Source organism: Nocardia sp. AB354 (assembly GCF_049538315.1).
GTDB classification, from domain to species: Bacteria; Actinomycetota; Actinomycetes; order Mycobacteriales; family Mycobacteriaceae; genus Nocardia; species Nocardia nova.
On sequence record NZ_JBMVFU010000006.1, the window covers coordinates 110980 to 122271 of the forward strand.

The window sequence follows — 11292 nt, forward strand, 5'->3', positions numbered from 1 at the left end:
CGACGCCGGGAGGAACCCATGCCCACCCAACCGTTGACCCAGCAGAACTTCGAGCAGGTGATCGCGAGCCATGCGATCGTGCTCGTCGACTTCTGGGCCTCCTGGTGCGGCTGGTGTACCCGCTTCGCCCCGATCTTCGCCGAATCCGCGGCCGCGCACCCGGAGATCGTGCACGCCACCGTCGACACCGAGGCGGAGCAGGCCCTCACCGCCGCGGCCCAGATCAGCAGCCTGCCGACCCTCGTCGCCTTCCGCGAGGGCCTGCTCGTCTACTCCGATCCGGGCTTCCGGACCGCCGCCCAACTGGAAGAGGTCATCCAGCAGATCCGCTGGCTCGACATGGACGAGATGCGCCGGCAACTCGGCGCCCGGACCCCGGCCGTCCCCGCACCCACCCCGCCGATGGCCCGCGCCGGCGCCGCCACCGGTCGCCCGCACTACGGCTGGCCGGGTCTGAACCCAGGCTAACCCTCCGCTGACCTGCGTTGACCGTCCATGTCGATGCGCCGCACCCGTGTGGCCCGGTATCGAAAGCTGTCCTGCTGTGCGGACTCGTAGTCGAATTCCACGCGATCGCCCGCGGCCAGCTCTCGAAAGCCCTCGCCCTCGATCGCGCTGAAGTGCACCCAGGCGTCGCAGCCGTCCGGGAGTTCCGCCGCGGCGATCGCGCCCCAGCCCTTCTCCGGACGGAAGAATTTCACGGTTCCGATCGCCATCGGTCCATGATGTCAGTCGCGACGGCGGTCATGACTACCTTCTTTCCTTGGAGGACAGGCCTTTTCGGGCAGGACGTAGCGCCGGGCCGGGCGGGGCCCGGTCCGGTCGTCGCAGGGGAGTCAGGCGGAGGTGCGGAACCGCCGGCGGTACGCGCCGGGGTTGGTGCCCAGCCGTCGCAGGAACGCCCGGTGCAGGGTCTCCACCGAACCCAGTCCGGCGGACCGGGCTACGCGCGATAGCGGGAAGTCGCTGGTTTCCAGCAACCGCCGGGCCGACTCTACGCGCGCGGCTTCGACGTAGGCGGCCACGGTGAGCCCCATCTCCTGCCGGAATACCCGCGCGAAATGCCGCTCGCTCAGGCACATTCGGCTCGCCAGTGCGGCGGCGGACAGATCGGCGTCGAGATTTTCCGCGATGTAGGTACGCAGTTGTTCGATATCGCGGCGGGCCGGCGCCGGACGGCTCAGCGGCACGCTGAACTGACTCTGGCCGCCCTGCCGGCGCAGGTAGACGACGAGTTGGCGGGCCACCGACAACGCCAGGTCCTCGCCGTGGTCGTCGGCGACCAGCGCCATGGCGAGATCCAGGCAGGCACTGATTCCGGCGCCGGTCCACACCCGGCCCGAGTGCACGAAGATCGGATCCGGATCCACCACGACCGCCGGATGGTCCGCGGCCAGCTGTCCGGCCGTCGACCAATGGGTGGTGGCCGTCTTCCCGTCCAGCAGTCCGGCGGCCGCCAGCAGATGCGCACCCACACAGACCGAGGCGATCCGGCCGGTGCGCGGCGCGACCTCGCGCAGCCAGCGAACCACCTCGTCGTCGACGCGGGCGATCGGGCCGGACGGCGCCGGATCCACCGCGCCCGGCACGATGAGAGTGTCCACGCCCGAGTCGATGTCGTCGAAGGCCAGATCGGTGACCAGCCGGATGCCGGCCGAGGTGCGCACCACACCTACCTCCGGCCCGGCCAGTAACACCTCGTAGTCGGCGCTACCGCCGCTCTCCCGATTGGCTAGTGCGAACACCTCCGCCGGTCCGGTGACGTCGAGCAGATCCACGTCCGGAAAGGCCGCGATAACCACACGATGCTTCGATGACATGCCTCCCATCCTCTGGGTTGCCCCGTGGCGATCGCAACGACGGATCACTGTCGGATCCGGTCATGTGCGCGGACGGAACGCCCACCCCGCTGCCGCGGCCAGCAATCCCATCGCCGCCATATAGAGCCAGCCGGCGCGGAAATCGGCGAGGTCGTAGCCCGCGGTGCGGGTGAGGATCGCGGTCAGCACGGCGACGCCGAGTGCCGACGCGGTCTGGCGCGCCATCATCAACGTGCCCGACCCCAGGGACAGTTGATCCGGCGGCAGCAACGACGAGGCGCCGAACAGCGGCGGTTGCAACAGGGCCGTACTGACGCCCGCGAGCACGGCTCCCGGCAGGAAGACCAGCGGATACGAAGCGCCGCAACCGCTCAGAGCGATCCACCACCCCGCGCCCGCCGCGATGGCGAGCCCACCCAGCGCGGCGGAGGCACGGGCGCCGATGCGAGCGACGAGGCGGCCGGACAGTGGTGACACCAGCAGGCAGCTGATCGGAATCGGTGCGATCCCCAGGCTGGCTCCCAGTTCGGAGTAGTGCCACTGAGCGTTGAGATACAGGGTGCCCGAGAGCAAGAGGGCCGCGAAGGCCAGGTAGTAGCAGAACACGCCGAGGGTGGCGATGCGAAACATGCTGTGCCGCAACACAGCAGGGCTCACCACCGGATCGGGATGGTGTCGCACGTGGTAGGTGAAGACCGCCGCGAGTGCGACCGCTCCGGCCAGTGTCGCGACCGTGGCCGCCGACCCGTAGCCCCACGCCGCCGCCTGGACGAAGACGGTGGTCAGTGCCGCGGTGGCGCCGAGAATCAGTGCGGCGCCGAGCAGGTCGAGCCGGCGCCGCACCCGCGCCCGGATGTCGGGCAGTACCCGCCATCCGACAGCGAGCGCCGCCATCGTGATCGGCACGTTCAGCCAGAAGATCCACCGCCACCCCCATTCGAGCAGCAGACCGCCGATCACCGGGCCGCTACTGGCGCCCGCCGCGGCGATCGCGGTCCAGATCCCCATCACCGTCGGATGTTCACGAACGTCGAAGGAGGGCAACACGAGTCCGAGGCCGGTCGGAACCAGCAGCGCCGCCGCCGCGGCCTGCACGACCCGCGCGGCGATCAACACCACCAGTGTCGGCGCGACCGCGCAGCCGATCGAGGCCACGCCGAAAAGTGTCATCCCGATGAGGAATCCACGTCGGCGGCCGGTGTCGTCGGCCAGACGGCCCGCGGGGACCAGCAGTGCGGCCATCACGATCGTGTAGGCGTTGAGCACCCACGACACGGTGTTCGGAGAGGCGCCGGCGAAGGAGGTCTGCAGGGTCGGGAAGGCGACGGTGACTGCGAAGAGGTCGAGAATCGCGAGAAATTGCGCGACGCTCGCCACCGCAAGAATCCGCCACCGCCGCGGCGATCGGGTGATCGGCGTATCCGCGCGAACATTGGCCGTAATTGTCATGTATGCAACTATTCAGTCGAAGAACCATCGGATCGAGTGGCAGATTCGCCAACATGCGCTAGATTTCCGACATGACTGCCGAGGTGATGCGCGAATCCGGGCACGCCGGAACAGTGGCGGTCGCGGTGGCGCCGGGTCAGCCGGTGTTCGAGGTCGCGATCCCGTACCAGGTGTTCTTCGAACCGCCGCCCGGGGTCGACGCCGAGCAGTGGTATCGACTGCGCATGTGCGGCCCCCGCGGCACCCGGCATGCGACGCTGCGCGATCCGTTCGTCACGCTGACCGATTACGACTACGACGATCTGATCGCGGCCGACACCGTGGTCGTCCCTGCCACCCCGAACGTGTGCGCGGAGCCACCCGCCGAATTGGTGGCGGCCGTGCGCGCGGCCTACGAGGCGGGAGCGCGCATCGCCGCATTGTGTTCGGGCGCTTTCGTTCTCGCGGCGGCCGGTCTGCTCGACGGGCGTCGCATGACCACACACTGGAAGCATGTCCCGGCCCTGCTGGAACGGTATCCGCACCTCGATGTCGACGCGAGCGTGCTCTACATCGACGACGGGCAGATTCTCACCAGCGCGGGAACCATGGCCGGGATGGATCTGTGTATCCACCTGATCCGCAAGGACCTCGGCTCCCGCGTCGCCAATGCCGCCGCGCGCGGACTGGTGGTGCCGCCGCACCGCGCGGGCGGGCAGGCGCAGTATCTGCGGAATCCGGTGCCGGTCGACGCGGCCGATCCGGGCGTGGCCGCGACCCTGCAGTGGGCGCTCACCCGGCTCGACACCGTACTGACCGTCGGTGACCTGGCCCGGCACAGCGGACTCAGCGAGCGCACCCTGGCCCGGCGATTTCATGCCGAACTGGGCACGACCCCGCTGCGCTGGCTGCTCACCCAGCGCATCATCCGAGCGCGAGAATTGCTGGAAACCACCGACCTCGCCGTCGACGTGGTGGCCGAGCGCTGTGGCCTGGGCAGTGCCGCGAATCTGCGCGCCCACTTCGGGCGTGAGGTGGGTGTGTCACCGAGCGAATACCGTCGGTCGCACCGGAGCAATCGGCACGAGGTGGTCGTGGCGGCGCAACAGGCGTAGACCGGTGCGCCGGCGGCGCAGGGGTCCGATGATCGTGACTAACCCTGCGCCGCGGCAATTCCCGCGCGGCGGCCGAAGAACGTCCCGTCACCGAGCGACGTCCCGCTGATATATCCCTGCCCGTGCAGATTGACCGCCGCGCGGCCGGCGGCGAACAGTCCGGGCATGACGGCGCCATCGATATCCAGGACCCGGCCGTGCCTGTCGGTGTGCAAACCGCCGAGCGTGAACACCGAGGCGCCGGTGCCGCGGCGGTCGCCGGCTTCGGCGGGCGGGCGAATGCCGGCGCGCACATCGATGGCCGCCAGCGGGGCGCGCAGCGGACGTAACCACCGCGCCGCCTTGTGCTGGTCGGGATCCGTTCCGGCGGCGGCGAATTCGTTGTAGCGGCACAGTGTGGCCGCCAATGCGCCTGGCGGCAGATCCATCGCGGCGCCGAGTTCGTCGGCGGTTTCGGCCAGATGGGTCGGCTGCACACCCCAGCGTTGTTCTTCCGGCACGGCCTCGAATGCTTCCTCGTCGACCACCACCCACACCCGCATACCCTGCGTGAACAGCGCCGCCTGGCCGATGCGGCCCGGATAGGTGTCCTCGTTGACGAAGCGCTGTCCCTTGTCGTTCACCACGATTCCGCGCGCTGCCAGTCCGGGAATCAGGGAAATCCCCACCTGCCCCGTCGACATGTGCCGCACCGCCGCACCCGCGGCCTGCGCCATGCGGATGCCGCTGCCGTCGTCGGTACCGGCGCTGACCTTGGTATGGCCGAGCAGCAGCGGGGCGTGCGCGGCGAGCATCTCGTCGTTGTCGACGAATCCGCCGGTGGTGAGGACACATCCGCGCCGGACTCGAATCGTCAGTTCGCGGCCGTACTGCCGGGCGACCACGCCGGTGACCGTGCCGTCGCCGGCGAGAATCAGCGCGGTGGCGGCGGTGTCGAAAAGGGATGTCACACCGGCCGATTCGGTCGCCGCGCTGAGGCATTGCATCAGCAGGCGACCGCCGAAGTCGTTGGCGGTGGGCCGATGCCCGCGCGGGGCGGGACGGGCGATCTCGGTGAAGGGCCAGCTGTTCTCGCCGAGCCACATCAGGCCGTCGTCGGTGGGCGGCACCCACGCCGGGGCATCCCAGAGCGACGGTGCGAACGGCACGCCGCGGTCGACCAGCCAGTGGAAATGCTCGACACTGTGCTCGCAGTAGTCGGCGATCTTCGCGGTGTCGGCGCCGGGGCCGAGGGCGGCGGTCAGGTAGGCGGCCATATCGGCCGGGGTGTCGTCGAAGCCGCAGGCGATTTGGATCGGGGTGCCCCCGCCGAGGTAGATCTCACCGCCCGACATCGCCGACGAGCCGCCCGGACCGCCCGCGCGATCGAGCACCAGGACCCGCGCTCCCGTGCGCGCGGCTTCGAATGCCGCTGCGGCACCGGCGCATCCGTATCCGACGACCAGCACGTCGGTGTCCAGGTCGTAGCGGGTGATCTCGGTCGACGATCGTGGCGTCACCGCGTGAACCGGCATGGTCTGCCTCTCCTCGGCGGCACGCCGCGCTCGACGGTGAGCGCGGCGTGCCGGTGGTCGGGTGCGGGTGGGCTCAGCGGCCCGGCTTGTCCAGCAACTTGGCCTTCAGGGCGTCGACCGTCGCCGAGTCCACGCCCAAGCCGTCGGACAGGAACCGATCGAAGGAGCCGTAGGACTGCTGGACCTGGTCGAAGGAGGCGTCCAGATAATCGGCCTGGACACCCAGAATCGGTTCGAACAGCGACGGATCGGTGACCAGACCCCGCTGCACCAGCGCATCCATCTGTGCCTTGTTGCTCGCGGCCAGATAGTCGTTGGACGCCAGGTAGTCCTTGTAGATCTGGCCCTTGGGCACATCCAGCGCCGACATCAGGATCGCGGTCATCCAGCCGGTGCGGTCCTTACCGGAGGTGCAATGGTAGAGCACCGCATTCGGGGAGTTCGCGATCTCCTTCAGCGCCGAAGCGAACTGCGCCCGGGCCGAACCGTCGGTGACCAGCCAGCGGTAGTAGTCGCGCATGATCTGCGCGGCCTTCCCGTCGCCGAGCTTGTCCTGCTGCACCTGCGGTCCGCCGGCGATGATGCTCGACACCATGAGATAGAAATCGTTGTTCGGATCCCAGACCGACTGCGCGCTGTAGGGGATCGACGACGGCAGCTGATCCGGGGCGGCCTTCATCTCGTTCGGGCTGCGGAAGTCGATGGCCTTGCCGATCTGCAGCGAGGCCAGCTTCTGCTGATCCGCCGGAGTCAGCCGGTTGAGCGCGTCGGAGCGGTAGACCAGGCCGAACCGAATCTTCCCGCCTCCGTGCTGCGTCGGATAGCCACCGATATCGCGGGCGTTGGGTGCGGAAATGCCCAGGGACTGTTGCTGATCCGAGGTGGCCGGCGCGGTGTGGACCAGTGGCGGCGCGGCGAACGCCGGGGTGGTCGCGGCGGGGAGGACGGCGATGAGCGCGGCGGCCAAACCGGCCACCGACCCCCGCAGGACATGCGAAATCGGCACGGGTGGTGTTCCTTTCCTCGAGGTCCGCCGGATCGACGACGGACCACGTCCTGAGCCGCGGGATTCGTTCGCGCGGCGTCGTTTCGGCGAGCCTCAGGCGTCGGCGTCGGCCAGTAGCGTCACGGTTCCGGCGGCGCCGTCGACCCGAACCCGCTGACCGTCGGACAGACCCGTGCTGGCGGTCTTGGTGTCCACCACGCACGGAATGCCGAACTCGCGGGCCACGATGGCCGCATGCGAGGCCGAGCCGCCGATATCGGTGACCACCGCGGCGGCGTAGGCGAACATCGCGGTATGGCCGGTATCGGTGACAGAGGCGACCAGGATGTCGCCGGGCTCGATGTCGTCGTCGGAGCTCAGCACCAGTTTCACCGTGCCCTCCACGACACCGGCGCTCACTCCGGTGCCGGTGAGGCTCTCGCCGACGGCGAGCGCACCCGAGACCGGCTGCGGTTCCCAGCGGCCGACCACCAGATCCGGCATCCGCACCGCCTGCAGCCGCACCCGCTCTTCGCGTCGGCGTGCCACGCGATCCTTCAGATTCGCCGGGGCCCAAAGCAATTCGTCGAGCGTGAGGAACCAGGCGTCGTCGACATTGTTGAGTTCGTGCCGGTCGACCAGGCGCGCAGCCAGCTCACGGGCCGCCATGCGCAGGCAGTTCGTATACCGCACCACCGCATCGCGGACACGTTCCCGCGAGACCGTGGCGCCGACGGCCATCCGCGCGGTGCGGGCGGTCGGCTCGGCGACCGCGTCGCGCTTCGGCGCCGGGAGTTGCGCGGCCCGGGCCGCGGCGGTGACCAGCAACTCGGGGCGGTCGCCGAAGGTCGGGTTGAGGAATTCGCATTCGCCCGGCCCGCGATGGCCGACTACCGCCAGCTCGGCGTCCAAGGCCTGCGCGAAGCGCGGCGAGCGGCTGCGGGCCAGGGCGACGTCGCCCGCCCGGGCGGCCTCGTGCACGGCGGGTTCCGCGCGGCAGACCGCGGCCAGCCGTTCCACCGCCAGCATCGGTCGCGCCGATTCGAGGCGGTTCACGTCGATCGGAACGTCCGGATCGTCTTTGCCGCGTGCGTGCATGGCGGTCGCGGCGCCGACCAGCATGACGCCGATGGAGGCCGCCGCCCACGACTGGTTGAGCCGATCCCGCCACAGCAGTGCCCGCGCATGCAGCTGCGCGTCGGTCAGCTTCTCGATGTCGTTGCGGGACAGTGCCTCCCGGTGTGAGGCGGCGTTGATCGTTTCGGTGGTGGTACCGAAGCGCAGTGCCGTCGCCAGCACCCGGCCGGTGGCCTTGGCCGTCCCCCAGCTGCTGCCCAGTCCGGTCGGCATCGGCGGACGGCCCTGGGGCTGCAACGGGACCTCGGGCGGGATCGCGCCGTACACGTCGCGGCGGATGCTGTCCTCGTCCCAGCCCGGCATATTGTCCGCGGCGAGGACGCCGATCGAGGCGTTGATGAAGATGTGGTGGCCGAGCACCGAGGTGACGCGGCTGGTCCAATGCTCGAGGGCGATGCCCTCGAGGGCGATCATGTGACCCATCGCGGCATTGGCGAGCCGGATGGCCCCCGCCTGCAGGTCGATGGTGAGTGGGCTCATCGGGCCGGGCAGCGCCTCGGAGGTGTTGGTGGCGGTGTGCACGGGAATACGCGGGTCGACGCGATCGTCGAATTCGCCCTCCAGCCCCTGCGGCGCGGCCACCTCCAGCGGATGCCCGTCGGAAGTTTTCGCGCGGGCGGGAATCACATAGTCGGTCAGCGGGATCGCGCCGCGGCGGGCACGGAAGCCGGTGCCGTGCGCGCGGCGGCCGACCAGGCCACGCGCCATGTCCTCGACCACTTCGGTGCCGGTCCAGCCGTAACAGAAGTCCCAATCATGCTGTGCCGCAGCGGGGTCGAGATCCCGCAGGCGAACTCCGCCGGTGCCCGGGACGCGAGGCGGAATCCGCAGACCGGCTTCCCGCAGCATCGTCCGCGCCTGTGAACCGGAAACAAGCTCGGGCGCAACGAGGTCCACCGCGCCGATGCGATCGGAAATCGCAGCCAGTACGAGGAAGCGTTCCACGTCGTCGGTGTGCACCAGCGGAATCCGCTGAGAGCCGCTCGCGTTCAGCAGTGTCCGGACCACCGCGCGGCTTCCCTCGGTGGTGCGCCGACCGGCCACCAAGGCGGGACGAACCAGCAGCGCCCGCGCGCCGGTGGCCGCAATGGCTGTGCGCGCCAGGCTCTCCCGCCCGGGCGAGGCGAGCACAACCAGCCGGGCACCCGCCTCCCGCGCCGCGGCGGCAACCGCCGCGACCGGTCCGTCCGAAACGTCCAGCACCACGTCGCAGCCGTCCACGATGCCGCGGTAGGCGCCGGCTCTGCCGGGATCGGCGATATGCACCTCGATCCGCGGATCCACATACCGGTGCCGAACCCGGTCCGCTCCGGCGACGTCGTGCCCGGCGGCCGCCAGCATGCGCGCCACCGCGCGACCGGTGGGTGTGGTGACTCCGGTGATCAGGACCCGCATCGACTCTTCCTCCTCGCGTGCGCCACCCACGAACGTGACGCCGTTCACACACCATGACGAGTGGATTGCAGGGTGCCCGCGCGAAGTCCCGGTCAGCGGGCGCGGCGTTTCGCTGAGTGGAGTTGGGTTTCGGCTTTCGCTTCGCTCCGGCGGGGTCTCGGCTCCTGCATTCCGATGATCGGGACTTCTCAGGCCCGCCACTCCAGCCCGCCCCTACCGTCGAGGCATCGACCCAGTGCGTGACAGCGCAGAGGCAGGGAGGAACACCGGCAATGGCGAACAAGGTGCTCGATCGGGTGCGGGACCTGCTCCCGGCGATCGGGGAACGGGCGGTGACGGCCGAGCAGGAGCGGCGGGTGCCTGCCGAGACGATCCGCGAGCTGACCGAGGCGGGCGTGTTCCGGATGTTGCAGCCGAGCCGCTTCGGCGGTGCGGAGGAGTCGCCGGTCGCCTTCTACGAGGTGATTCGCGCGATCGCGACCGTCTGCCCGTCGAGCGCGTGGGTGGCCTCGGTGCTGGGTGCGCATCCCTGGCAGCTGGCGTTGTTCGACCCGCGCGCCCAGCAGGATGTGTGGGGTGCGGATCCCGACACGCTGGTCTCCTCGTCGTATGCGCCCACCGGCAAGCTGACTCCGGTCGACGGCGGCTTCGAGATGAGTGGCCGGTGGAGTTTCTCCTCCGGTTGCGATCACGCCGACTGGGCGTTCCTGGGCGCGGTGGTGCCGAACGATCAGGGCGGAGCCGATTACCTGACGGTGCTGGTGCCGCGCACCGACTACCGCATCGAGGACGTCTGGCATGTATCGGGCCTGTCGGGCACCGGAAGTAACGACATCATCGTCGAGAAGGCCTTCATCCCGGCGTATCGCGCGTACAGCGCCGCCGATCAGTCCGCGCTCGTCGGCCCCGGGCAGGAGGTGAACACCGCTGCGCTGTACCGGATTTCGTTCGCCAGCGTGTTCTCCAACACCATCACCGCGCCGATCATCGGCGCCGCGCAGGGCGCCTACGAGTCGCATCTGCGGCGTCAGCGCGAGCGGGTCCGGCTGTCCTACGGCGGGCAGAAGGTGGCCGAGGATCCGTTCGCCCAGGTGCGGATCGCACGTGCCGCTTCGGAGATCGACGCGGCCATCCTGCAGCAGGAACGCAATATCACCGAGCAGCTACGCTATGCCGAAGCGGGCGAGGAGATTCCGTACGAGCTGCGGTTGCGCACCCGGCGCGATCAGGTGCGCGGCACCGAACGCGCGATCTACGCGATCGATCTGCTGTTCGAGAACTCCGGCGGCCACTCGATCCGCAAACCCAATGTGATCGAACGCAACTGGCGCGACGCCCACGCCGGCAACGCGCACGTGATCAACGATGTCGAGCGAGCGCTGGCGATGTACGGTCAGGGTGAGATGGGTGTCGAGGTCACGGAGCGGATGGTCTGATGGGTTTCACTGCCGAGGACACCACCCGCTGGGTCACCGTCGACGGCGTGAAACTGCGGTATCACGAGGCGGGTTCCGGTGCGCCGCTGGTGCTGTTGCACGGTTCCGGCGCCGGTGTCTCGGGCTGGGCCAACTTCGGCGCCGATCTCGAGGCGCTGGCTCCGCACTTCCGCTGCCTGGTGCTGGATCAGCCGGGATTCGGCGCCAGTGAACGGCCCGAAACCTACGACCGCAACTATCTGCGGATCGCCGTCGACGCGGTCCTGGGCCTGCTGGACGAACTCGGCATCGACACCGCGCACCTGCTCGGCAATTCGATGGGCCGTTCGGACGCGCCGTGATCGATTTCCTGCGGAACGGATTGTGAACGCGCGCTGATCCTTTCGCGCTGACGCTGCGGTGGCCGCCGCACCCCACGAGGGTGCGGCGGCCACGGTCGTCTCCGGGCCGCGCCGGCCGCAC

General features: G+C 69.5%; 10 protein-coding genes. 4 read left to right on the forward strand and 6 right to left on the reverse strand.

Annotated features, from left to right (window positions below; all coding sequences use genetic code 11):
• Positions 1-18 precede the first annotated feature (18 nt).
• Positions 19-468: a thioredoxin family protein gene (locus tag ACPCUW_RS10905; RefSeq protein ID WP_423424594.1), complete on the forward strand. Its 450-nt coding sequence runs from the start codon at positions 19-21 to the stop codon at positions 466-468.
• On the opposite strand, the gene ACPCUW_RS10910 is transcribed toward ACPCUW_RS10905, so the two are convergent.
• The 3 genes from ACPCUW_RS10910 to ACPCUW_RS10920 form a co-directional block, all read right to left on the reverse strand.
• The gene (locus tag ACPCUW_RS10910; protein WP_305779006.1) at positions 465-716 is read right to left on the reverse strand and encodes a cold-shock protein; all 252 of its coding nucleotides are present in this window, start codon (positions 714-716) and stop codon (positions 465-467) included. The genes ACPCUW_RS10905 and ACPCUW_RS10910 overlap by 4 nt on opposite strands.
• Positions 717-836: 120 nt before the next feature.
• Positions 837-1820: a GlxA family transcriptional regulator gene (locus ACPCUW_RS10915; RefSeq protein ID WP_423424595.1), complete on the reverse strand. Its 984-nt coding sequence runs from the start codon at positions 1818-1820 to the stop codon at positions 837-839.
• Positions 1821-1880: 60 nt separating this feature from the next.
• Positions 1881-3269, reverse strand: a complete 1389-nt coding sequence (locus ACPCUW_RS10920) for an MFS transporter (RefSeq protein WP_423424597.1) — start codon at positions 3267-3269, stop codon at positions 1881-1883.
• Positions 3270-3340: 71 nt separating this feature from the next.
• On the opposite strand from ACPCUW_RS10920, the gene ACPCUW_RS10925 reads away from it, so the two are divergent.
• Complete coding sequence (locus ACPCUW_RS10925; RefSeq protein WP_305779003.1) at positions 3341-4363, forward strand: GlxA family transcriptional regulator; 1023 nt, start codon at positions 3341-3343, stop codon at positions 4361-4363.
• Between the two features lie 38 nt (positions 4364-4401).
• Here the strand turns inward: ACPCUW_RS10925 and ACPCUW_RS10930 are convergent, their stop codons facing one another.
• The 3 genes from ACPCUW_RS10930 to ACPCUW_RS10940 all read right to left on the reverse strand — a co-directional run bounded on the left by ACPCUW_RS10930 (position 4402) and on the right by ACPCUW_RS10940 (position 9394).
• Positions 4402-5877 carry an FAD-dependent oxidoreductase gene (locus ACPCUW_RS10930; protein WP_423424599.1) on the reverse strand — a complete coding sequence of 492 codons (1476 nt, stop codon included), beginning with the start codon at positions 5875-5877 and terminating at the stop codon, positions 4402-4404.
• A 73-nt stretch (positions 5878-5950) separates the two neighbouring features.
• A complete protein-coding gene (locus tag ACPCUW_RS10935) occupies positions 5951-6883 on the reverse strand; it encodes a tyrosine-protein phosphatase (protein WP_423424600.1) in 933 nt (310 codons plus the stop codon).
• A 93-nt stretch (positions 6884-6976) separates the two neighbouring features.
• The gene (locus tag ACPCUW_RS10940) at positions 6977-9394 is read right to left on the reverse strand and encodes a PEP-utilizing enzyme (RefSeq protein WP_423424602.1); all 2418 of its coding nucleotides are present in this window, start codon (positions 9392-9394) and stop codon (positions 6977-6979) included.
• Positions 9395-9666: 272 nt separating this feature from the next.
• On the opposite strand from ACPCUW_RS10940, the gene hsaA reads away from it, so the two are divergent.
• Together hsaA and ACPCUW_RS10950 are read left to right on the forward strand one after the other, a co-directional pair.
• Complete coding sequence (gene hsaA / locus ACPCUW_RS10945) at positions 9667-10830, forward strand: 3-hydroxy-9,10-secoandrosta-1,3,5(10)-triene-9,17-dione monooxygenase oxygenase subunit (RefSeq protein ID WP_305778999.1); 1164 nt, start codon at positions 9667-9669, stop codon at positions 10828-10830.
• Entirely contained in the window at positions 10830-11171 is a 342-nt protein-coding gene (locus tag ACPCUW_RS10950) for an alpha/beta fold hydrolase (protein WP_305778998.1), read from the forward strand. Before hsaA ends, ACPCUW_RS10950 begins: the two co-directional genes overlap by 1 nt.
• Positions 11172-11292: the final 121 nt, after the last annotated feature.

Coding starts and splice junctions, on each gene's coding strand:
- ACPCUW_RS10950 (WP_305778998.1), top strand. CDS start 10,830: ATGGGTTTCACTGCCGAGGACACCACCCGCTGGGTCACCGTCGACGGC.
- ACPCUW_RS10910 (WP_305779006.1), bottom strand. CDS start 716: ATGGCGATCGGAACCGTGAAATTCTTCCGTCCGGAGAAGGGCTGGGGC.
- ACPCUW_RS10930 (WP_423424599.1), bottom strand. CDS start 5,877: ATGCCGGTTCACGCGGTGACGCCACGATCGTCGACCGAGATCACCCGC.
- ACPCUW_RS10925 (WP_305779003.1), top strand. CDS start 3,341: ATGACTGCCGAGGTGATGCGCGAATCCGGGCACGCCGGAACAGTGGCG.
- ACPCUW_RS10920 (WP_423424597.1), bottom strand. CDS start 3,269: ATGACAATTACGGCCAATGTTCGCGCGGATACGCCGATCACCCGATCG.
- ACPCUW_RS10915 (WP_423424595.1), bottom strand. CDS start 1,820: ATGTCATCGAAGCATCGTGTGGTTATCGCGGCCTTTCCGGACGTGGAT.
- hsaA (WP_305778999.1), top strand. CDS start 9,667: ATGGCGAACAAGGTGCTCGATCGGGTGCGGGACCTGCTCCCGGCGATC.
- ACPCUW_RS10940 (WP_423424602.1), bottom strand. CDS start 9,394: ATGCGGGTCCTGATCACCGGAGTCACCACACCCACCGGTCGCGCGGTG.
- ACPCUW_RS10905 (WP_423424594.1), top strand. CDS start 19: ATGCCCACCCAACCGTTGACCCAGCAGAACTTCGAGCAGGTGATCGCG.